Genomic DNA, 24,319 nt, shown 5'->3' on the forward strand with positions numbered 1-24,319 from the left:
CACGAGCCGGTTTTACGCTCGTGGAGTTGCTGGTCGTGATTTCCATCCTGGCGATCCTGGTTGTGATGACAGTTACTTCGATCAACTTTGCGCTTTCCACCGATCTGACCCGCAGTGCCTCCCGTCAGGTACAGTCATATCTTGCAGGAGCCCGTGATCGGGCCATCTATGCCAAGGCACCTCGCGGTGTCCGCTTTATGCTTGATCCCAACAACCCGACTGCTGTCACCAGCATGGTCTATATTGCGCCCAGTCCTGACTGGGAACAGGGGATTATTCGGATGGAACGGACAGACGGTGATTCAAATGGCATCGCCGACTCTCCGGGGATCTTTTATGTGCGTGGCGATGGAACTGACTGGGCCACCCTGTTTACTCGTGGGATGATTAAAGATAATACGCGCATCAAGATTCCCGGTGATGACAGCGGGACCTGGTATGTGATTGACGTGAATGGTTCGGGAGTTTCCGGCGGAACAGAACTCTTCCGGCTGACGACAGCTTATCGTGATGCGGGAACCTCGGAACCGGATGAAGTCGTCGCTTTCTCGCCCGGCAGTGGTCCGTCTACTTATCTGTTAGAGCTGCCTCCGGTCGTGCTCTCAGGTGTCGAACCGACACTGTTACCGAACAACACAGGGATTGACCTGGATCGTTCGTTTCTGCCTAGCAGTTGGCTCCCCCCAATTGATGCAATCCACGTTGACTTAGGCGATGATAACCAACCCGGTAAAGCGGGCATCGATGACAACTCCAGTGGTGGCGTTGATGACAACGGGGAACTGCTCTGGCCGGGAACCGATGACTTTCGTCGCTATTCCAGTCAGCTGGATCTGATGTTTTCACCCCGTGGGTCGGTCCTGGGTAGTGAAGCCAGCAACGGAAAAATTCATTTCGTGATTGATACTCTTGCAAACATTCAGTCTTCCTGGCAGAGGAATACTGACTATGCCGAAGGAGCAATCGTGCAGCTTCCCGCACGAGACACATATGAATATACGCCTTACGACAGAACATATCTTTGCACTACTGGAGGGACCAGTGGTACCAATCACTTAGTATTTACAGACACATTAATGGACGGCTCCCGCGATACGGGTAAAAAGTTTACGACCGATGGTTCAGTTGAGTGGGAAGTCCTTTTAAATACGACTCCTTCCCTGCTGACGATCTTTACTCGCACCGGCAGTGTTAACGCATATCCGATGTATTTTGACCATTATTCGATTGTTCCACCTGACGTATTTAGATATGCGGAAACCGGGGAGGCAGCCAAATGAGATCGCTTTATCGAACAACCGGTCAGAGCACTATCAGGGCTGTTTTCAGCAGCAGCCGCCGTGGTGCAACTTTGATGGAAGTCCTGATGTCAGTGATGATCATGGGACTGGGAGTTATTCCCTTGGCAACACTGTTCCCGATCTCCGTAAAGCGGAGTGCGCAGGCCACCCAGCTGACGAACGCGACAATTTTACGCTATAACGCCGAAGCCATGTTGGATGCGTTTCCAGGTCCACTGTTACATGATCCAGACAGCGACGGAGACCGCAACGAACACCGTTATACCAACCGGAAATATGTGGTCGATCCCATCGGCTATCTGCTTGCAGATGATCCTGCTTACCAGGGACGTTTCGGGAACGATGGTCAGGGAGCCGCCTATGGGAATGTGCTCCGGTTTGATGCCGGTTTTAGTGCGATGGGAACAGGTCCGAATTTCTTCGCACAGCAGGACAGCTGGCGGCTCCAGTTTGAAGGGATCCCAAAGTCGAATACGCTGACTGAGCTCGAATTTTATGCGGCAGACCTTTCAACCGAACTGATGACAGATATTAGCAATAACGCGATCGCCGGTTCTACGCAGGGGATCTGGTCTCGCATTGTGATCTTTGATGAAAATGGCAAGCAGGCCCAGGTGCGCCCGCTGACCTCGATTTCCCCCGTTGATATCACCAACCATACTTTAACCGGTTTTACCAGTCTGCCTGACAATTATCGTTACGTCGATACAGGTGGATTCGGGATTGTCTCCAAGGTGCGGATTGAAATTCAGGAACAGCGTTATACCTATCTGCTTTCTGTAAGACATCAGCCTACGCGGGTGGCCGCCGTCGATGTGGTTGTATTTTTCAAGCGAGATTTTTCCCCGCTCAACGAAGTTGTACATAGTGTCAGCGATTTTGTCAGATACAAACCCGGTCCTGATGGTTCGCCTGGAGTTCACGATGAGGATGATAACCAGGATGGAACCAAAGATGACCGCGGTGAACTAGGCTGGAAAGGTTCGGATGACGAGCCAAACTATGCGTTTACGCTACATTACAACAACAATATTACAGGACCTCCCCTGAATATGTCAGCCGACGATGTCAAGCCTCCACTCAAGAAGGGAGGGCATATTTTTGATGTCAGAAATGCGCGCTGGTATCGCATTCAGAATTATGTTGAGAACACCGCAGGGACGGAGGCGCTCGTGACATTGGATCAGCCAATTACACAGGATATTCGTACTTCAAGTGGAGGGACGGCGAATGCGGATGGCGTTATTGTCCGGCCAGATGTCGTTCAGGTTTATGCCCTGGGAAACAAACTGGACCCCTCAAACTGATCCACAAAAAAACACCAGTCAGAAGAAATTATTTATTGATTTGGAATTGAGAATTCAATATGAACTACTCAGCAGGTAACAGAAAGATCACTGCCCAGCGGCAGAGCAGGCCATGCCTGGCGAAAACTCAGGGCGGATTCACGCTTGTTGAGTTGCTGGTGTCTGTTGCGCTGGTTCTGCTGATGATGGTAATGTTTACAGAGATCTTCCAGATTGCCTCTAGCTCGATTACGACTCAGCGCGGTCTCTCTGAAAATGATCAGCGGGCTCGGATGCTGACCACACTGATTCAATCCGACCTCAACAAGCGAACGTTTCAAAATATTATTCCCTTTGCCCCTTCTGAAAAAGCAACCGCATTCAAGCTCAGCGATTTTACTGATCGCCGTGGGTACCTGGTTATTTCGGAGAACGATCCGAACAACGATAGTGACGACCTGATTCAGTTCACAACTGATGCCAATATTACGTCCAAACTTCTGGATACGACCCCGTACTACGGGAAAGCAACGGTACTGGGTGGAGATATTTTCGCGCATCCCAATCAGCCTGAAACGGATGATGCCAAGATCAGTCCTGATCGAACATCCGTTTCTCCGTATGCGGAAATCTGTTATTTCATGCGGGGCGGAAATCTGTATCGACGGACACTATTAATCCGCAAACCATTAGATCTGGAGACCACCAATTCTACCCAGCCGCAAACGGCCGGAGGGGCAGAATTTTTTGATCCGGCCAATTCATTTTATTCTGGGAACTTCTGGAATGACTTTGACTTTTCCGTCTACCGTTTCGGTTCGCCAACCCCCTATGCTAATTTTCATGATGTGAAATCTCTGGACAATACACTTCTAGAGCAGCCGCGATTTTCGCTGGGCCGCACCAATTACCGGTTTGGTTATAACCATGCCACGGGCTTACCGCGCGAGTATGTGGATGATATCGATGGAGCCGCTCAGTTTATCGGTCGGTTTACACATCAGGAAACATCTCATCCAGATTTCCTGTATCCACAGGCCCCCTCTAACGTCAGCGGTAATACGAATCCGATGAGCCCCTCCAGTTCAGATCTGACTTTGGACCGCAATACCAATGTGGTCAACCAGTATGCCGCTACCGCCGGTTCACGGCGTTCAGAAGATCTGGTGCTTTCGAACGTGATTGCTTTTGACATCAAACTGTTCGATGAGGCGTTAGGTCAGTTTACCGATATCGGCAGTTCCATCGCAGTGGATTATGCAAGCAGTGCAACCACTGCTTACCAGAACAATAACTCGGACAGCGCATTTGCTACCAATATCTATGATACCTGGCATATCGAATATGACATCGACAATGCTGACGGGGATGGCGATCATGCCACAGGTCAGGACGTGCCTCCTTTCAGACCCGTTGATGGTTCCGGGAATCCCAGAGCCTTAAAAGCAATTCAGATTACCATTCGATATATTGATATCTCATCTCAACAGCTACGACAAATGACAATCATTCACCCGTTGCGCAATCTGCTGACGGATTGATACCTGATATTTTGAAACTTAAACAACGTTTTCCCAGTGCCGGTCCGGGTCACGGTCATCAGACACTTCGGGAGGTATGGAAATGAAATCCATTTCAATGAAACAAACAGGAAGCAACTTGAATCAGGTCTCCTCACGACGTCGCGGGTCGACGCTGCTGGTCGTGATCGCGCTGTTGGCCATCCTGGCTTTGATGGCGGTGGTGTTCTACACCTTTTCCGCGCAGGAACATACCAGCGCTGAAAACTTTGCCGATGCCGCCATCAACGAATCCGACCCCGGCCTGCAGGCAGATGTCCTGTTTAACTGGGGCCTCGAACAACTGATCAAAGGACCGGACAAGTACCGGATGAATAGCGCCCTTTGGGGAGGCGACTACCCCCCTCACTCGCTGATCTACAGCATGCTAGGCAAAGATGGGGCTCCCTTTAACGGTCGGGGACTTTCGGTTGTGCTCAACGGAGGGGGGCCTGACATTGATACAAACTTAGACGGGGTTGGGGAAGGTACGGCTGCTAGCCGCGACATGGTTGGCACTAATGTTTCCCCATCCGCTCGAGGAGGAGAGACTAATGCAGATAACGCTATCAACAATCTGCCTGAGATGGATGTCGATTATAGTTCGCCTGATATCAACTCCATGTTTCTGGCCTACAATGGTTATGTTCCCGGCCCCAACTGGCCCACCGATCTGACCGATGTGAAGAGGGTGATTATTCCCTCATTTCATCGCCCACAATACATGAGGACGAATAGTGGTGGAATAATTACCGACCCTTATGGCGACTCATCGGTAGAGACCCGGGTTTTCCGGCCACACAGCAATCATACATTTATCCATCGTGAAACAGGTATTGATTCTACATCGTCACGATACAGCACCACGGCCTTTGATTATTCCAGTTCTGCAACTCCGGGCGCATTGGGCATCTGGACAAACCATGGTGACGCCAATTATGAACTCGATGTTGATAATGATGGTGATGGTGACGATATCAAAGAAGGGGTCTGGCTGGATCTCGATTTTCCGCCGATCGAAGACCCTCAGAACCCGGGGGATTATATTATCCCGATGTTCTCATTCACCGTATATGACACGGACGGTCTGATCAATCTGAATACTGCCGGCAATATGCGACAACCGGGCAGCATTGATCTGAATTATGCGCCAACAGGCAGTTTCGGGAACAATACGTCAGGCATGGGCTCAAATCAATTTATCTTCCTGTCCCGCTCCCATCAGGGACTTTCTTCTCCTGGCGAAATCAATCCGCAGTGGGCAATGACGGCACGGATTCCCAGTCCCGCCACAACAGAATTTAACCAGCATTTCATGTTTTTCGGAGCGGAACCGACCAGCTGGCCGGAACTTTCCAACATGGAATATTTCTTCCTGAATTATGGTCGCCCCGATTTTACCGTCCCCTCTACAATCGCTAAAGGCACCAAATCCGATATCCGCGACCTGATTTCTGGTCGCTGGGGCGAACCAAATCGCCTGTATGCAGCGCAGCGGAACGCTTCTTCTGACAATCTGGTGACCGGTCAGTTTTCCCGACCGGGTCAAAGTGGCGTAGATGATAACGCCGACCGCTACGAAGGTAGTACTCAGAGTGGATCGTTGCAAGGCTCGCGCGCCGGTGCGATTGCATTCAAACACCCGCTCGCCCATAACGGTGCAGGCCGTTCTTGGGCATCCGGAGCCAACTATCGTCGCACGAATCTGCAGGCTCCGACCGGAGGCCCGGCAGCGTGGCCTTATTATGCGAATTATGAAATCGCTGGCCCCACCTTGTCATCTACAGATTCTATTCGTTGGCCAGACACGCTGTTTAACAACTCCGGCAGTGTGGCACATGAGAACTATTTGCTCGACGATTCGGATGAAATTGTCGTTGACATGGAAAAAGTCCAACGTCCCTATGATGAACCCTTTGGCCCGGAAGAAATGGCCCATCTGCAGCTTTCCGGAACCGATATTGTGTCATCTGGGGTGACTTCCCGGTTAAGCACTTTGATGCCACTTAACTTTGGAACCACCGGAAGCTCAGACTTTGATCGCCGAAAACGGTTCACTACCATGAGCTGGGATCGGAAACAATTCTCACGGCCACGATCAAATACGTCTACGGGACAACGTCCATTCCCCTCATTAACACTCGTCCAAAACAATGTTTATCGTCCTGAGCTGTTGACAATCTTGGGAGCCGAGTTGCCGAATAATTTACAGATCCTTGATGTACCACAGGACATTGTAAGGCAGATACTTGATAATCCACATCAACTCAAATTGAATCTGAATCAGTTATTGGTTTTTGAGAATACCGGAACAGGTCGTACAGTTTCCTACCGCCCATTGACACCTCACCCAGGCGAAGATCTGAACGATAACGGCTCGTTAGATTCAGGTGAAGATCTAAACGGCAATGGTGTGCTGGATTCACTGTCCGCAACGCGCATCAATACTGGTTGGGACCGCAATACTCCAGCCGCTTACCCGCCAGCAACGGTCCAACAACAGGAATTCTGGGCGCGCTACGACCGTCAACGCATGGCACGCGACATTTATACGTTGCTCTACACTCTGGATGATGCGACATATGGTGTGCCAACACATACTGATGCAGAGAAATTACAAATGGCGCAATTTGCCGTCAACCTGGTTGATGCGCTGGACCCTGATGATGTCTTAACCCGCTTTGAATACGATAATGATTTAAATCTTGATTCTGATGGAGATGGCACTGGAAATTGGGATCTGGATGATAACCCTTACACTGACGATAGTAATGCTGATCGCAAAGTAGTCTGGGGTGTGGAAACCCAACAATTAACACTGAGCGAATTTCTGCTGGTCCAGTGCAACGACCAGATGAGCGATCACACTGTCACACAGTTCCCGGACGACAAAGTCGACGGCGCTGATCGCCCCCGTTTTTTCACCTCAATCGAGCTACGAAATAATTCTCCTTATGAGGTCTCATTTGGAACGCGTGGAAAATGGATGATTGGTCTGGAAGTCGACGGCGCGATGGTCACCTATGCCGTTCCCAAGAACAAAAAAATCAATGCTGGGGAACTCTTTACAATATTAAGCACGAGCGCTTCAGACACACTGGAGTCGGGAGGCGGGGACCCTTATAGCGAATTGCGTGTGGACCTTGACGGCAGTGGTGATTTCACAGCTGCCGGCGAGCGGATCATCCCCTCTGGTACTATCGCGACTGCTGACAAAATCGATATGGTCAATGATCAGGCAACAACCAATTCGCTGATTACCGTTTTTAATGACAGCTTTACGGACCGCACCAGCAGCGCAGGAAGCTTCCTCAGTGATGCCTATTCTCTACTTGAAAGCACCAGCAGCGATGTCAAAATCAAGCTGTTCCGTAAAGCACACCTGGGTCGAGATACCTATCTGACATCGGGACAACCAGTACCAGACATTGATAATCCCTGGGTTCTGGTGGACGAAATGTCGGTCCGAAAAAGTGAATTCAATCTCACGAATGACACGGCGATGGCCGTTCAAGCGCAGCTCGACCGTGACGAAATGCGGAGCCAGGAACGTTCGCAACCACTGAATAAAAGAAATGGTGAGGGCTTCAGTACTGCTGCGGCTAATATCCGAAATACGATGGGGCTGCAAAACTCATCAACTTCAGGAAATTTCACTTTATGGCAACCTCATTTTGACCGTGATTTTTCTTCACCCGTTGAGTTATTCTCCATACCGATTGTCGGACCTAATCAGGAGATCTATGCTCCACAAACCTTGCCGATTTCAAGTACAGGTCCTTATGGGGGTGCTCTAGATAGTTCGTCAAATGCAACCACCACAAGAAACCGGCTGATGACATATGCTCTTACGGATGCAAGCGGTCAACAGGCAGGCAGTGAAGTGCAGGTGGCAGGCACTCAGAAATTTTTAAACCATACCGATGTATCCACTACTGCTCCCGGTTCGAATTACAGTTACTGGTATCGTTTATTCGAATTTGTTGAACTGCCCACACGCATTCATCGCCAGCTCGCCAACCCACTGGAAGACTTTCGAGTTCCCGGAAAAATCAATCTCAACACAGTTAGACATCCCTCAGTATTAGCAGCTCTGATTGATGATATGGGAACCACGAACAATGTTCTCGACTCTTCGTTCTACAACACAGACGTGACGAACGCCTATAAAATCCATCGTCTTAATGACACTAATGAAGGGGCCACTCGTAACTGGTGGGCAGAGTTTATTAAATCACGCGATGCAGTTGATCCTATTGCAAATCAAGAATTGCCCGGGACACCGGGTTCACGACCGTTCCGCAGTTTTGATTTCTTTGCTTCACATCCCGATTCAGATCGTACCAATTTTCGAGACCCACGAGACAATACTCTCCTGAGGTCACTGCCTCTAGACAGAGGCTCAGATCCTGATGATCCCCGACAGTTATTTGAAGTTGCAAACAGAACAGAACACGAAGGCGGGAATGTCGACTTCCACACGCGAAATCGCATTTTATCTAAGATCATGGGGAACACGACCACCCGTAGTAATACGTTTACCGTTTTCATGTCGGTGGCTTACTTTGAAGCTTCCGGAGCTGGCCTGACGACCCATGACGGTCTTGTGCAGATCGGCGATCGGGCACATGGTAAGACGGTGGATCAGCCAGACTATCGTGGATTCTTTGTCATCGATCGCTCACGCATTGAAGAAGCATATGAACCAACGACGAAAAAATTTGACAACTGGAAGCGACTGGTTCGCCATCGGCACCTGATTCAGTCTATTCAGGAAGACTAACAAAACTGCCCAAAAGTACACAAAGTCGGCAGAAAACGAAAATTGAGTATAATCGTGATACATGTTACAGGAGAAAGGGGAATGCCATGTTGCCTTGGTTTTGAACTCTGGTTGCGGGCCGTGCAGCGGAGATTGTGGGACATGGATGTTTGAAACGTCTATTACTATAGATGGGATTAAAGCGGGATTCCTCTGGTTTCCTGATAACTGAGACTGTTTTTGAGTTTGTTTTTGATACTTGTCACCAAGTACGATATAATCTGTTTGAACCGCATTTTAAGTGAGGAGAAGGACCATGAAAACGCTAAGAATTAAACAAAAGCTGCTACGGCGTAAAGGGTTTACGCTGATCGAATTACTGGTGGTGATCACCATCATCGGCATCCTGGTTTCGCTGACTCTGCCAGCGATCCAAAGTGCCCGTGCCGCAGCACGAAAACTGGCCTGCCTGAACAACATGAGAAACGTCGGATTAGCCGTCGTCAACTTCTCCTCCGGAGCCAACTCGAAGTTACCACTGCTGGTCGATCCAAACATTGAAAGTGGACATACAAATTCTGGCAATGACAACCTTTCCTGGTGCACGACCATTCTACCATTCATGGATGCCGTCGGTTTCCGTCAACGCTGGGATCAAAAAGCCAGTCTTGCATCACAAACTGGTTCCACACCTGCTCAAATTCAAGAGCTCATTGATTTGAACGAAACCCGTTTTCCTGTTTTAAGTTGTCCTGATGACCAGTTCAGCAATGATTTGGGTGCACTTTCCTACGTCGTTAACATTGGTTATGTCACAGATAATTATAATACAACAAGCGTTGGTTATACCCCTAACGCGACTATGCCAACACAAGGTGTCGGCCATCATCCTTATGGAGACACGGCTCTGGATGGGGGTGTGACAAGTGCAGCAAATGGACCAATCAAGTTTGCTACTGGCGTTTTCTGGCGTCCTTATGCTTCTCGCATGTCATTGGACTTCATTTCCGCTGCCGATGGAATGACCCAGACCCTGATGCTGAGTGAAAATCTTCAGGCAGGAGAATGGGCTTCTCAGGATACAGCGATGCTAGGATTCGGTGTTGATATGGAGGGAATTACTCTGGCTACCGATTCTCTACAGTTGCCAAGTGGATTTAATTTACAGACTGCAACAACTGATTCGCGTATCGGATCCAACCTGACCGCAGCGAAAGGACAGGCTTGGCGGCCCAGTTCGAATCATCCGAGTGGTGCCGTGAATGTCATTTTCTGCGATGGTAGCGGAAGATCATTGACACCTCAGATGGATTCTGGCGTCTATGCCCGTCTGCTGACACCTGGCGGTCTGCGATATAATCAGGCTGTTGTTGACTCCACATCCTTCTAATCGGATGTAGCGGACTACAACCATGGTTTTGAGTCTTTCTCAAAACGGTTCAAACTTACTGACACCAGGGCCTCTGAGGCTCTGGTGTTTTTTTACGCTGATTTCGAATCATACAGAAGTCTTTTTTCTGGCATTGCATCACGCCTGGATTCTGATCACCCTGACGAGAGCGTGATCGGATGGAAAAATAGCCCCTGTGTGAATCCTATTTCCATTAGGGAGAATGACATGCACCAACAACAAATCAAACGCAGGCTGCAGAATCGAAACGGGTTTTCGCTAATCGAACTGGTGGTCGTGATCATCGTCATCGGCATTCTGGTTTCACTGACCCTGCCAGCCATTAATGGTACTAGACGTCCAGCAAGAAGACTGGCCTGCCTGAACAACATGCGAAATGTCGGATTGGCCGTCGTTCACTTTTCGTCCGGAGCCAACTCCGAGCTGCCACTGCTGGTTAATCCAAATCTCGAAACGGACCCGGCAAATGCAAATGCTGGGAATGATAACCTCTCCTGGTGCACGACAGTCCTGCCGTTTATGGATGCGGTCGGGTTTCGTCAACGCTGGGACGCGACTGCCCACCTTGCTTCTAAAGACGGTGCCACAGCGGAACAAATTCAAGCACTCACAGCTTTGAATAACACGCGGTTTCCTGTGTTTAATTGCCCCGGCGATCAGTTTAATACCGATCGAGGAGCGCTGTCATACGCCGTGAATGTGGGGTATGTCACAGCCAATTACAATGCCGCAAGTGACGTGGCCCATCATCCTGACAGTATCGATGGTGGTCTGGATGGAGACATCGGGACAACAGCTGACATCCCGATTAAATTCGCTTCCGGCGTCTTTTGGCGTCCTCATGAATCACGGATGTCGCTGGACTTCATTTCTGAGGCTGATGGTATGACACAGACTCTGATGTTGTCTGAGAATCTGCAGGCGGGCGAGTGGGCTGATCAGGATACCGGCAGCCTGGGCTTCGGCGTGGACATGCAAGGTGTCTACTCAAATGGAACCGCCACGCTCGCTTTACCTGCAGAATTTCATCTGCAGAATTCGATTTCTGGAACCGACTCACGCATTGGTTCAAACCTGACGGCAGCGAAAGGACGAGCCTGGCGGCCCAGTTCCAACCATCCGAGTGGTGCCGTGAACGTGATCTTCTGCGATGGCAGTGGAAGATCTCTCACACCACAGATCGATCCCGGAATCTATGCCCGCCTGTTGACGCCCGCTGGCCAGCGGTATGAACAGGCTCCCGTTGATGGAACATCCTTCTAATCAGAAGCAGCGCCGGCGACCATAGTTTTGAGTCATTGTCCTCAATTCGGTTCAATTTGACTGACATCAGAGATCGAAAGATCTCTGGTGTTTTTTTGTGGCTGCGAATAGAATGTGTCTAGCTGTACACTTTTTGCTGCGGTTCAGAGATCCTAAGCTTACTTTTGAAGTAGAGAGAAAACCGTTCCCAGAGAGAGAGGAGACACAACTCTGTATAACGTCTCTTGACGAAACACCGGCAAATCGGATAAGGAACGTTATAAATTTAGCAAATCAAATGAAGAGTCGCTTTGCGCCCCGGCAAGGAGCCTGGGACAGAGTTCTTTTCCCGCCTTTCAGGCACAGAGAAATCAGCGAGCTTCAACTTGACTGTCAATCAGATTGCAGCCATAGTTGTGGTTCAATAGAAGTGAAATTGTAATCAGACTTAACCTCGTGATGAGTCACTTAATATAACCATTACATCTCAGGATCTTATCATGTTCGACCCCTTATCAGGGCAGATGCCAACTCAGGCGAATCAACGTGCCAGAAATTATTCACAACAGCGTCAGATGGGGATTGGTGATCTCCTGTTGGACAACCGGATCATTTTTCTGGATAGTGTGATTAACGATGCGAGTGCGAATCTCATCGTGATGAAGCTGCTCTATCTACAGTCCGAAAATCGTCACCAGGATATTCATCTTTACGTCAATTCTCCCGGCGGTTCCGTGACAGCGACGATGGCCATCTATGACACCATGCAATTTGTCGAATGCGACGTCGCCACATACTGTGTCGGCCTGGCAGCAAGTGGCGGTGCAATTCTGGTTGCCGGCGGTGAGAAGAAGAAGCGCTATATTTTACCTCACGCCAAAATGATGATCCATCAGCCTTACGGCGAAGTTGGCGGACAGGTTTCTGATATCGAAATCCAAGCCAAAGATATCTTGGACACACGCGAAGTTTTGAATCAAATCCTGGCGAATCACACCGGGCAATCGATTGAAACAATTGCTGAGGATACGTCCCGTGACCGCTTCCTGACCGCTCCGGAATCTGTGGAATATGGTCTGGTCGACGAATTGCTGGTCCGTGACAAAAGTGACAAAGACAAAGATAAAAACAAAGAGAAGAAGTAATAAACTGAGTCGACAGAGACGCTGTCGAATGATTTTCAACCATCAAATTTATCATCAATTGAAGTGAGTGTTATATGACGGTCCTTACTCCCTATGTGATCGAAAAGAGTGGTCGCGATGAACGCGCCATGGATATTTATAGTCGTCTGCTACAGGATCGCATCGTGATGATGGGATCGCAGGTCAATGATCAGGTAGCACAAAGCCTGGTCGCGCAACTTTTGTTTCTGCAGTTTGATGACCCAGAAGCAGACATCCATTTTTACATCAATTCGCCCGGTGGATCTGTCACCGCGGGAATGGCCATTTACGATACGATGCAGTACATCTCGTGTGATGTTGCCACGTATTGTATCGGACAGGCTGCCAGCATGGGCGCCCTGTTGCTAACTGCTGGAGCAGCAGGCAAACGCAACGCGCTGCCCAACAGTCGCATTATGATCCACCAGCCGTTAGCGGGCATGCAGGGTACGGCGACTGACCTGGAAATTCATGCCAAAGAAGTCTTGAAAATGAAGCGGCGGCTGAACGAAATTCTGTTGCATCACACCGGTCAGACTCTCGAAAAGATTGAGCAGGACACCGACCGTGACAACTTTATGGATGCCGAAGAAGCCAAATCCTACGGACTGATTGACAACGTTTTGGATCACTTCGAAGTACCCACAACCAAAGACCAATCGTAATTTAAAAAGCAGGATAGCAGAAGAGGACTCTTCTGCTGTGATGGATTTTCGATGAAGCAAACTCTTTCGACATGGATGTCGTTATTGTTGATTCTCACTCTTTGCGGGTGTGGAGGTCGGGGGAATTCCGATTTACTGGAAGCCCGACTGCGGCAACAGGAAGACAGCATTTTTGCATTGCAACGCAATTTGCAAGAATCGCATCAGGCGCTGGCGACGGCCCAGCATCAGAGCGAAGTAATGCAGAAGCAGCTTGCGAAAGCATCCAATGGAACCTTGTTACCAGAGCAGACGAAAGCGCTGTATCAAGTGACCGGCGTCAAAGTCAACAGCCTGTTGACCGGCGGTGTCGACCTCGATAACCAACAAGGCGACGAGCTCTGGACCACTTTGATCACACCGCATGATGCCGACGGCGAGACGGTCAAGCTTCCCGCCGACATGGAACTGGAGCTGATTGACTTGAGTCAGTCGGGAGAAAATCGCCGCGTTGGGATCTGGAATTTTAACAGCAAGGAAGTCCGCTCACACTGGTACTCTGGATTTGCCGGTTCCGGTTTTCGCTTTGAACTTCCCTGGCAACGACAGCCAACAAGCGAAGATCTGACGCTGGTGGTTCGAATGAAATCACAAGATGGCCGGACCTTCAACACTCAGTCGCCTCTGAAAATCAGTCAGGTTGATCTGCCCCAGAAGCCGCCGGTAGCTCAGGTTTCTCGAGAACAGTTAACACCAGTGGAACCCGCTCGCATCTCGTTTGAAGCGCAACCGGAAATGGTCACCGAAGAAAATGAGAATCCGTTTGAGCTCATTCCCGGGAATGTGGATCAAGAGGAAACAGAGGATGCATCCCCGTTTCGCGTGATCAACGAATAGCGTCGATTCCAAGAAACCAGTCTACAAAAAAGCTCTCATCGGGGTAAACCTGATGAGAGCTTAATTTGTTTTTGGGGCTCGAATTTTGAAACGAGGCGTGATCGATTCTGGTGGGCAGCTCACTTCCTGATGCGAGCTAGAGCGAATCACATTTTTTCATCGCGTCTCTCGTACTATTGATACACGGGCAAATGCCCCTGGAGACGCTACCATAAACCTGCCCATGGCTAGCTCATGGAATTTGATTTCGCCAGTGCATCTTCTGCTTCGGCAATCCGACCACATCGCTGGCAGATGACCGAGAGCTGAAGAAATGAGAATTTGTCGTCTGGCTCGAGTTCGGTGACCTTGGTTGCATGAGCGATGGCTTCATCGAAGCGACCCAGTTTCTGGTTGTAGACGGCAGAAGCCGAAAGTGCCAGCACATAGGTTTCATCAAGCGCCAGTGCTTCTTTCAGTTTCTCAAGTGCTTGTTCGGTTTCTCCACTCTCGTGGATTTTGACTGCTTCATCATACAGGCTTGCGGGAGTACTCATCCTCGAAATCTCTCTTTTCTCTCTCAAAATGTCCAGTTGAAGTTTGAGGATATTATTCAGACAACACTGTCATCCTGACAGAAATTCTATAACATCACTACTGGAATTATAGTCGCACGAGACAAATTCCAAACTGCCGTTTTCAGCGAAAACGCTGATTTATGCCAAGCCCCCATGATAGTAGATGAATCAGACGAAATCATAGGCATTTGAGTTCGGTTCCTGTAGAATTCGTAAACTTCGATTGTACCCCAGAATACATCATTTGATGAAAGCGGAATGTGCCTCCTATCAATCTGACAGCCAAAAATAGTACGCCGGTGACACGTCACGAAATCATAGCGATTGCCGCCGTCATCCTGGTCGGGTGCCTGCTGCGATGCCTGTTTCTATCGGGCACCGCGATCGAGCATTTCGACGAAGGCGTCTATGCTTCGAATTTGTGGTTCGGCACAGAGCAGGGGGCTGAGTATCCGGGACGCCATTATTACGCCCCGCCGTTGTTTCCATTTATGATTGAATGGTCGATGATTTTTCTGGGCAGTGATACCTGGGGTACGTTCCTGCCTTCCCTGTTGTTGGGTATGTTGACCGTACCTTTGATCTGGTGGGCGGCGCGAAACTGGTTTGGTCCTGCTGCTGGATTGGTAGCTGCGACCCTGGCCAGCTTCAGCGATCTGCATCTGATCTACAGTCGGGCTGCGTTGACCGATGTGGGGTTGGGCTTCTGTCTTCTACTGGGAGTCTATCTGATCTGGAAGAGTTATGTGCTGCCTGACTGGAAGTGGCCCGTCCTGGCTGGAGTCACCATTGGTGCAGGCTGGGCGATCAAATACAACGGCTGGCTTCCGTTGGCCGTGGGACTCTCCGGTCTCATCCCCTGGCTTCTGATCTACCGACGCCAGCTGAGCCATACGCTACCATTCATTTTACGCTGGGCTGTGATCGCTGCCATCTCGTTTCTGGTCTGGTTACCAGTTTTAATCGGACTTCAAAAGTGGGGCGGCTATTCGGTGGTCGCTGCGAATCATAGTCGGTATGTGGTTGGGTTCTCTGGCTGGTTCGATTCCTTCACCAGACAGATACAGAACCATGGTCTGCTGGAAGGGACGCCGAGCCTTGCTGGTGTCGGCCTGCTGAGTCTGGCGTTCTGCCTGTTGTTCGTTCGCTGGTTCACATCAAGTGAACCAACTTCTGACTCTTCAGAATCTGGATCACGAGAAGGACGTTCCACGTGGAATGCGATTCTGGGGGGAGTACTGTCTGCGCTGCCGCTGTTGGGAGCCGCACTGTTTGGTGTCAGTCCGGTACTTGGCTTCCTGGCGGCTGTCGGAATTCTCTTGCAGTTATTTTTTGCCAGTGGTTCATTTCGTCTGGGGCAGGGAGGGGAAGACCAACCACAAAGGAATGCCGGTACCCCGATGCTGCAGCAGTCTCTGGCAGCCTGGTTACTGGCAGCCTGGTTTTGTGGATTGCTGTTGGCGACTCCACTTTACTATCCGTACCCACGTCTGACGATTCCCTGGACGATCTCAGCCTGGCTGGGTGCCGCCGCTTTCGCAGGCTGGTTGGAGCAGCGTTGTGTCTGTACTCTCTTCTCATCTTCGGAGCAGAAACCTGAGACCACACAGAGCCTGACTCGTGTTGTTCCAGGGTTTGCCGTTGTTATTCTTGGCCTGGTTCTGGTAGTGAGTCTCACCCCCTGGACGGTGGCTGCCTGGAAACCGCGCGACGGTTTAGCCGACGTCTCCCGGAACATGCTCGCTGATCTCAAGGCAGAATCTGGCTCCGCAGCCTCGGATTCGATTCTCTACATCTACGCCGAGCCAGGACTGTTTTTTAATCTGAAGGCACAAGGTCATCAGCTTACCGGCCCCGTGGCTGATTTTCGCTTTCTGGATTCACTCCCCACGAATGCCTCCGTCTATCTGATCGCTGGACCGCATGCTGCCACAGATCCCGAATTCCAAAAGAAGTTCACCCCAGTCCGCGATCGATTCGAATTGGTCAAGTCGTACGATTACCAGCCCAGCCTTCTGGTGAGATTGAACCAGTCTCATCCAGGGACGGAAAACGAAAGTGAACCAGTGATGCTGTACCGTGCGAAGTAAGTTCGGCAAAGTGGGTGTTCCACGTGAAACACCCATTGGAGTCAAATCAGGCTGGTCCGTTTTTAGACCAGATCCTGCTTTCACCTAGCAGTACCAGAAGGACTCTAACGGTGTCATCTTGACAGAATGATTCCCTCACAAATTAAGAGACGCGCTCAATAAAGCTCTCTTGCTTCAAATGGCAAATCGAAATAGAATCCCCGCGCCTTGTGCCATACTCTATTTTTGTCAGGCAGTTTCATTGTGAGAAGAGAACGTTATGGAAGATCAAAATCAAAACCCAGCCGACAATCCTGCTGAGCAGTCAGAAACCCCAGGTGCCCCTCGTCGCAGATTGGGTCGCGGCTTAAATGCACTGTTAGGTCGTGGTGCGGATTCGGAATCAGATAATCAAGATGAAGGCGCGAACGGCGAATCTGCGGACGTTTTCGTGCCAGCCGAACAAGACCAGATCGACATCGATCTGATCGAACGAAACCCTTATCAACCTCGTCAGGAATTCGCGGCGGATTCACTGAAGGAACTGGAAGGCAGTATTCGTCAGCATGGAGTTCTGCAACCGTTGCTGGTGCGTCCCTTTGATGGAGCCTATCAGTTGATCGCCGGAGAACGGCGATTGAAGGCGGCCCGTGATGCCGGTTTGAAAACGGTTCCCTGCCGTGTGATGAATCTGGAAGAGCGACAGGTTTGTGAAGTTGCGATCGAGGAGAACCTCAAACGTAAGGACCTGAATGTTCTTGAAAAAGCCCAGGCTTTCAAAAACTACCTGAGTCAGTTTGACAGTACCATTGAGCAACTGGCCCAACGGCTCAGCCTCGACCGATCTACCGTCAACAATATGATTCGTCTGCTCGATCTGGCCGAACCAGTCAAGCAGGCACTGCATGCGGAAAAGATTTCAGCCGGTCACGCCCGGACGTTATTGAGCCTGGACGAGCAACGTCAGATCTCCATGTGCGAGCAGATCCAGGCGGAGTCGCTCTCCGTCCGCAAGACCGAAGCGGAAGTCCGTAAGATCTTGAAAGGGGAAGCAGACACCGTCCCCTTTGAGAAGACCAAGAAGACAACGGAGGCACCGCAGATGACCAATCATCTGGTTGACTTGCAGCAGCAGCTCCGCGAGATTCTGGGAGCCCAGGTCGAGATCAAACTCAAGACCGATCATTCGGGACAGATTCTAATTCCCTTCGATTCCAATGAAACGTTCGAGCGAATCACCGGAGTCCTACGAAAGTCTGCCTGAAGCGAATACCGAAGTCAGCATACAAATCAGTCGCAAACCCGAACGGCATCACTGGCCTTTCGGGTTTGCTTTTTGTTGCAAGTTCAATTTTATCTGCCGGAACGTCGGGTTCGCTGGCTGCAAATGAAGCAGCGTATCGACCGACTCCAAAGCCAGCTTCCAGTTCTGCTGCTTTTCATAAAGCAGTGTCAGCATCAAGCGGAAGTCGGCAGATTGCGGTTCCAGCTCACAAGCTTTCTTGAGCGTGGTCACCGCTTCGTCTTCTCGTCCCAGCAGATAATAGAGCAGTCCCAGGCGGTACTGCAGCAGGGCATTGTCGGGCAGTAGCTTGGCATCGCGGGCCAGGAGCTCAGCTTCTTTGCTGCGTAACTCACTGGCTTCTTCTGTTCGTCCCTGCTGTTCCAGAAGCTGCGCCAAGTTCGATCGCGGACCAGCGACCGCTGGTGCGAGCTTAATCGCGATCCGGAATTCCTGCTCTGCTTTTTTGAGGTCCCCCTGATTCGCATACAGAATTCCCAGGCTCATGTGAGAGCCAGTCTGGTCACCGTCCGCCAGTAAGCCTGCCTTGTATTCTTCCAGCCCGTGTTTCAAGGCCCGCTGATTTTGGTTCGTGTCTGGCAGAATTGGGAGCGATGACAGAATGCGGGCGACTTCACTTCTGACTCCCCGCGAGGAGTCGGTCAGCCCTTTGGCCAGCAGTTTGCCAATATCATCGGCTTCCTCTCTAGAACCGGGAGACCAGCCGTCAAACCCACGCAGGGCCGCCAGACGAACGAGTTCTTCTTTTGACTTCAATGACCGCTCGACAACCTTCCGGCTTTCGGCTGTATTATATCGGGTGGCCAATAACGATACTGCGGTAGCACGTACAATCGGTCCCACTTCTTTTTCGCGCGTCAGTTTGATGAGAGCAGATTCGGCTTCTGGTTTTCCTGCACGGCCGGCTGCCAGGATTTCGCCATAATGCGGATCGTCACGTCGCTTGGTTCCGTACCACTCATCCACTTTCTTTGCCGCCCATGCGGGAGTTTCAGCGGCCTTGGTATGGCATTGATTGCAGGCATTGGGGGTCCCCAGTTTGACAGTCAAGTCAGGACGTGGAATTCGCAAGCTGTGATCCCGCCGGGGGTCGACCACCATGTAGGTCTTGGTTGGCATATGGCACTCGACACACGATGCGCCCGTGCTACCCACTTTATGGTGATGGTGACTGGGCACATCAAACTTCGCTTCGAGATGACACTGAGTACAAAGTTTGTTGCCCGGGAATTTGAGTTTCAGAGAATGCGGGTCATGGCAGTCGGTGCAGCGGACCCCTTTGCGATACATCTTACTTTGGGTGAAAGACCCGAAGACATACACTTCCTCGTTGATCTGCCCGTCCGGATGGTATAGATGGTCTTCCAGCAGCGAGAGCGCATAGTGATCGTGAAATCGATCCAGGGGAGTATGCCCGGGAGCGACGTGTCTGCGATGCGAATGACAGGGGGCACAACTCTCTAGTTGCGCGGTCGCATCTTTGCCTTTCAATTTGGCCAGACCATATCCATAGTGGCGATCCCAAAACAGGGAGTGTGAGTTGGCCAGTTTCACATGAATTGAACCCGGACCATGGCAGGCTTCACAACTGACGCGCATTTCAGAAAATGAGAAGTGGTGCGAGTCGGAAGCAACGTCATAATTTTTGGACCAGTTCGTGGTGTGACATTCAGCACACATGTGATTCCAGTTCTGAGCAGAGCCGGACCAGTGTAACGGATCATCGGGGCCAAACGGTTCATCGGGGCTGGCATAGTACCAGCGTTTCTGTTCAGTATCCCAGGTGACCGGTAAGACCTGGATCTTGCCCCGATCCAGCTCCGCCAGATATTGCTGCAGCGGTCTGACGCCGATCACATACTTGACTTCAAATCGCGACCGCTTGCCATCAGGGCCTTGCGTGGTGACATAATATTTGTCGCCTTCATGGGTCATGGTGGAAGTGATGCCGAAGTGCTCCAGTTCGGTATCATTGAAATCCCCCAGTACAAATTCGGGAGTCGCCAGGTTCATGGCCAGATCGTGATCCGATTTTTTCCAGAGCGCAGATTGTTTCTGATGGCATTCAAAGCAGGTTTGACGACCAACGTAGGTTGCCTGCTCACCTTCAGGCAGTCCAGACAGCCAGTCTATGGCCAGACCAATTGATGTGATGCTCAGGAATATGATGACGCCGTAAATCCATCGTTTCTTCATCGCGCTTATGCTTTGTCTGTCTATCTCAGGATGTCTGTCTGGTTGATTTCGAATGGTCTCGTTTCGCGTATCGCAGGCAAGTCCCGCCTGTCGAATTCAATGTCGCTGCAGGATTGAGCCTTGCGAAAGTACAAACACTTCGTTCAATCGGGAGAATGCGTATCACGTTACTTATGTCATACACAATTTACGGGAAGTGTGAAAGCAACCGGACCAGGAAATAGAATTAGACTTCATGAGTGGTTTCTTCAGCTACAAAACCATCGGGCACCGGTTGCGCTTCGCCTTTAATTTTCAACTCTGTCTCTTCGCTCAGTTTCAGAAGTGGCAGGAACCGTCGCGCGATACGCGCCTCGAGCGTGACGCGAGAGTCATCGTTGGAATATTCACGTGATAAGATCAGGCTGTGATCTTCCAGTTGCGAAAGCAGCTTGCCGTTTCCGACTGGCGTTTCTATTTCTGCGACAACATACCCGGAGGCCAGGCGATCAATCACGGCTTGAGAGAGACGGTCCAGACCCTCGCCGGAAACCGCACTCACACTGACGGCGTTTTCATATTTCAGACGCAGGACATCGAGCTTTGATCTGTCTTCGACTTTGTCTGTTTTGTTGAAAACCAGAATGGCGTTCTTGTAGTCGATCCCGATGGTATCCAGAACTTTGTTGACCGTTTTGATATGGTGTTCGACTTCTGGATTACTGGAGTCGACCACGTGTAATAACAGGTCTGCCTGTCGGGCTTCTTCAAGTGTCGATTTGAATGAAGCGACGAGATGGTGCGGAAGATCTCGGACGAATCCGACCGTATCGCTGAGCAAGATTTCTCCCCAATGAGGAAGTTGCCAGCGGCGGGTGCGGGTATCCAGAGTGGCAAATAATTTGTCTGCGATATAGACGTCGGCTCCCGTGAGTGCATTCATCAGCGTGCTCTTACCCGCGTTGGTGTAGCCCACGAGAGAAACGGTCAAATGCTGAAATCGATGGGAGACCGTTCGTTCCCGGCGGCGTTCAACTTCTGAGAGTTTCCGCTTCAGTTCAGCCACGCGTTTGTCTAACAGTCGACGGTCTGTTTCAAGCTGCTTTTCACCAGGGCCACGGCCTGCACCAACGCCCCCTTCGATTCGTTCCAAGTGGGTCCACAGCCGCTTCAACCGGGGACGAAAATAAAGCAGTTGTGCCAACTCCACTTGCAACTTGGCTTCGTATGTTTTTGCATGCGTGGCAAAGATATCGAGAATCAATTCACTGCGATCTACAATGACTGACCCGGTTTCTTCTTCGATATTTCTCCCTTGAGAAGGAGAGAGATTATTATCAAACACGACCAACTCAGCATCGACGTGCTTCACCATTTGCTTGAGCTCGTCCAGCTTCCCTTTCCCCAGACAAGTGGCCGGGTGAGGATGCTCTCGACTTTGGACCAGGGTGCCAACAACTTTAACGCCCGCTGTCTCAACAAGCCCTTTTAATTCATCAAGGGCCTGATCTTTTTCTATGTGGCTGGAAGGGGAAATCACCGAGACCAAGATGGCTCGTTTTGCTTTCACTTGCAGTTCTTCTCGTTTTGGATCCGCCAAGGAGGTTCAACCTTATCTATATAAAATGGGGAGAGTAATAAGAGGACCTGTTTCGTGCCCCCGCTCCTACTCTCCATTTTAACAGGTTATCCAGGGGAGAATAGGCTATTTATCTCTTCAGACACCAATTCGTGGCGGTAAGTTCAGGTTGCACTGTGTCTTGCCCAAAAAAGTGCGTTACCGGGATGTGTGAAAACAAAGAAAAGACAAATGTTTAACCGGGTGTTTTCATTAACATTAAGACGACATCCAGCGCGTCCGCGCGCGTACAAGCTTCCCAGTATTTTTTAAATTCCGGGTACTGATCTTCAAAGACGATTCCTCCCAGATGGTCGACTTCGCGTTTGCAAATCAGGTGTGAATTTTCCACAAAGACCGTCGCCTGATAGCGGCCCCACTGGCACTCGAGTTTGTGCTCGTAAGGTAACCCATACCCCTGGTAGCCGGCGGGGATTTTAATTTTGTGGTTGTCGGAGTAGCGGATCGGGTTGGGTGTTTGTAATGCGGATGTTCTTTTTTGAACATTCACAATGCCCACAGTATGCATCGATCCAATCCAGGGAATGCGAAATAAAATGATCTCATCAATCTGTCGCGACCATTGATCAAGTGTGGTCTGATATTGGTAGCTGACTTCCCGCGAAATATCTTTCAGATTGATGAACTGCGGCGAATCAATCCTGGCACCAGTCAAGTGTGAGGCCAATTCTTTTTCCAGCGTCATCACCGTCGACTCTTGATTGCGGTACATATACTTTAAACGGAACTCCATTGCTGTATCACCGGAGGTCGTCACTTCTGCCGTGAATTGATAGCTGCAGTCCTCTGATAATACGCCCTCACAAGTACGACTGAATTGCTGACTTTGAGGCCCCCCTTCGGGAATTGTTGTCAGCGCGCCTGCTTCAGAATTCAGGAGCAGTGCCTGTATCCCCTGATCATTAAAGGGGAGATCTTTAAATGTGACGGGCCCACCTGCTGGATCCAACCAGAGCCGGTTTCCATTTTCTAAAGTCACGCACACGATCGCGTGGTCGAAGCGTGCCCCTGGCAGAAACGCGACAGTGCCATTCATCCGGGTCAATAGAATCGCAATCGATGCTTCGATTTCCAGATGCCTGAGCATCGAAACCATCAAAGAAGATTTGTCTTTGCAGTCCCCGCGCATATCCTCCAGCATCAATCCCATTTCACGGGTTTTCTCGAGATTCAATTCGTTAGGGTGTCTGCCATAACGTACGTCTTCTGAACTGTATTTGTAAATTGAATAGATTTTGTCTTCCGTGGATTGATCATCACTGGTGAGTTCTTCCGCCAGTTTTTGAATTTGGGGAGGTGTTCTGGCAGGAGGCTCCAGGTCCTTCATATAAAATTTCGTGATGGGCTTCCAGGAAGAAAGCGTGGTGATATCAACCCAGGGAAGTACATCGCGCGGGTGCGGTGTGCCATCATCGGTTTCATAACCGGGGATGTCGTGCAGGTCCCACTGATAGACCTGATAGCTTCCCTGTTTCCATGTTCGCGGTTCTTTATCCGATCGGTGTAATTTGTATTCCAACGAAAATGGTTCGGCAACAGCGACCGTATATCGCAGACGGCGGCAGGGAATCGCGAACTGGAAATACTCCTGTCCCCACATGCAGGCGGCAATTCGATCGAGAACAAAAAAGTCCTGTTGTTCCTCGAGTTCGACCGTCACGCCAGGGCGAAGCGGATAAAAATTGAGAGAAATCTGCCCGTATGGTTGAACGACTTTCTGGGCTTTCTTCATACTGCCATCAGGCAGATAAACTTTCGCGGTCTGGATTTTATGCATCGATGTGTTTCGATCATAAAAGCGATAAACTTCATCCCACTGCGCCAGCGATTCGTTCGCGTAAAGTTTTGTGAAATTATGCGCGCGTCTGGTAATTGTTCCATCGCGATGCAGAACAGACGTTGCATCAGACAGCAGGATGTATTCGCCCCAGTGTTGTAATTCGTCGTCAGAGATTTCTGGCACACAAACTTCATCAGCTGAAATACGCGACGCAAAAGGTAATGTCTTCCGCGCCATTTTAAACCGGGTTCGCCAAAGTTTTCGTTTGGGTTTCACGGTTCCCTCTTTGCTGGTTTGATTCAATGCAGGAGCTCTTTTAAGTCAATTGAAAGTCGACAGGGAGTCTGAGTTTTATTGTAGCGTTAAATCAAGACGGGGTGCCAGCATAAGCGGCCACACGGTATCCATTAGAACACTGGTCTTGAATCGATATAAAACTGGCAGTTAATCAAATTAGTGAGAAGTAGAAATAGAAGAAGCGATCGAAATGACGATCGCTTCTTACTCGTTATGGCTTGTTGATTCCAG

At 50.2% G+C, this 24,319-nt stretch carries 15 protein-coding genes; 11 read left to right on the forward strand and 4 right to left on the reverse strand.

The features are described 5' to 3' along the window. From AAC022_RS21100 to AAC022_RS21140, 9 genes are all read left to right on the forward strand, one after another. Positions 1 to 1,280 (forward strand): prepilin-type N-terminal cleavage/methylation domain-containing protein (locus AAC022_RS21100; protein WP_339734145.1); only part of this gene is annotated, 1,280 nt, incomplete at its 5' end. After that, positions 1,277 to 2,608, forward strand: a complete 1,332-nt coding sequence (locus AAC022_RS21105) for a hypothetical protein (RefSeq protein WP_339734147.1) — start codon at positions 1,277 to 1,279, stop codon at positions 2,606 to 2,608. The genes AAC022_RS21100 and AAC022_RS21105, both read left to right, overlap by 4 nt. 59 nt (positions 2,609 to 2,667) lie before the next feature. Beyond that, on the forward strand, positions 2,668 to 4,128 hold the full coding sequence (locus AAC022_RS21110) for a prepilin-type N-terminal cleavage/methylation domain-containing protein (RefSeq protein ID WP_339734149.1): 1,461 nt from the start codon (positions 2,668 to 2,670) through the stop codon (positions 4,126 to 4,128). An 82-nt stretch (positions 4,129 to 4,210) separates the two neighbouring features. Then, positions 4,211 to 8,929 (forward strand): hypothetical protein, encoded by a 4,719-nt coding sequence (locus AAC022_RS21115; RefSeq protein ID WP_339734151.1) that lies wholly within the window; start codon positions 4,211 to 4,213, stop codon positions 8,927 to 8,929. A 295-nt stretch (positions 8,930 to 9,224) separates the two neighbouring features. Next, on the forward strand, positions 9,225 to 10,298 hold the full coding sequence (locus AAC022_RS21120; RefSeq protein ID WP_339734153.1) for a DUF1559 domain-containing protein: 1,074 nt from the start codon (positions 9,225 to 9,227) through the stop codon (positions 10,296 to 10,298). A gap of 228 nt (positions 10,299 to 10,526) precedes the next feature. Beyond that, a complete protein-coding gene (locus AAC022_RS21125; RefSeq protein WP_339734155.1) occupies positions 10,527 to 11,582 on the forward strand; it encodes a DUF1559 domain-containing protein in 1,056 nt (351 codons plus the stop codon). Between the two features lie 479 nt (positions 11,583 to 12,061). Next, a complete protein-coding gene (locus tag AAC022_RS21130) occupies positions 12,062 to 12,706 on the forward strand; it encodes an ATP-dependent Clp protease proteolytic subunit (RefSeq protein ID WP_339734157.1) in 645 nt (214 codons plus the stop codon). Between the two features lie 74 nt (positions 12,707 to 12,780). Beyond that, positions 12,781 to 13,392: an ATP-dependent Clp endopeptidase proteolytic subunit ClpP gene (gene clpP, locus AAC022_RS21135; protein WP_339734159.1), complete on the forward strand. Its 612-nt coding sequence runs from the start codon at positions 12,781 to 12,783 to the stop codon at positions 13,390 to 13,392. Between the two features lie 51 nt (positions 13,393 to 13,443). Next, on the forward strand, positions 13,444 to 14,268 hold the full coding sequence (locus tag AAC022_RS21140; RefSeq protein WP_339734161.1) for a hypothetical protein: 825 nt from the start codon (positions 13,444 to 13,446) through the stop codon (positions 14,266 to 14,268). Between the two features lie 227 nt (positions 14,269 to 14,495). On the opposite strand, the gene AAC022_RS21145 is transcribed toward AAC022_RS21140, so the two are convergent. Then, on the reverse strand, positions 14,496 to 14,804 hold the full coding sequence (locus tag AAC022_RS21145; protein WP_339734163.1) for a hypothetical protein: 309 nt from the start codon (positions 14,802 to 14,804) through the stop codon (positions 14,496 to 14,498). A 281-nt stretch (positions 14,805 to 15,085) separates the two neighbouring features. Here AAC022_RS21145 and AAC022_RS21150 point away from each other — a divergent pair, with 281 nt between their 5' ends. Both AAC022_RS21150 and AAC022_RS21155 read left to right on the forward strand, forming a co-directional pair. Continuing rightward, complete coding sequence (locus AAC022_RS21150; RefSeq protein WP_339734165.1) at positions 15,086 to 16,915, forward strand: glycosyltransferase family 39 protein; 1,830 nt, start codon at positions 15,086 to 15,088, stop codon at positions 16,913 to 16,915. A gap of 259 nt (positions 16,916 to 17,174) precedes the next feature. Continuing rightward, positions 17,175 to 18,158 (forward strand): ParB/RepB/Spo0J family partition protein, encoded by a 984-nt coding sequence (locus AAC022_RS21155; protein ID WP_339734167.1) that lies wholly within the window; start codon positions 17,175 to 17,177, stop codon positions 18,156 to 18,158. Between the two features lie 48 nt (positions 18,159 to 18,206). Here the strand turns inward: AAC022_RS21155 and AAC022_RS21160 are convergent, their stop codons facing one another. From AAC022_RS21160 to AAC022_RS21170, 3 genes are all read right to left on the reverse strand, one after another. Next, positions 18,207 to 20,393, reverse strand: a complete 2,187-nt coding sequence (locus AAC022_RS21160) for a tetratricopeptide repeat protein (RefSeq protein WP_339734169.1) — start codon at positions 20,391 to 20,393, stop codon at positions 18,207 to 18,209. Positions 20,394 to 20,619: 226 nt separating this feature from the next. Beyond that, a complete protein-coding gene (gene hflX / locus AAC022_RS21165) occupies positions 20,620 to 21,972 on the reverse strand; it encodes a GTPase HflX (protein WP_339734171.1) in 1,353 nt (450 codons plus the stop codon). A 214-nt stretch (positions 21,973 to 22,186) separates the two neighbouring features. Next, positions 22,187 to 24,094 (reverse strand): DUF3857 domain-containing protein, encoded by a 1,908-nt coding sequence (locus AAC022_RS21170; protein WP_339734173.1) that lies wholly within the window; start codon positions 24,092 to 24,094, stop codon positions 22,187 to 22,189. Between the last annotated feature and the right edge of the window lie 225 nt (positions 24,095 to 24,319).

This window comes from uncultured Gimesia sp. (assembly GCF_963976445.1).
In the GTDB taxonomy this organism is placed as follows: Bacteria; Planctomycetota; Planctomycetia; order Planctomycetales; family Planctomycetaceae; genus Gimesia.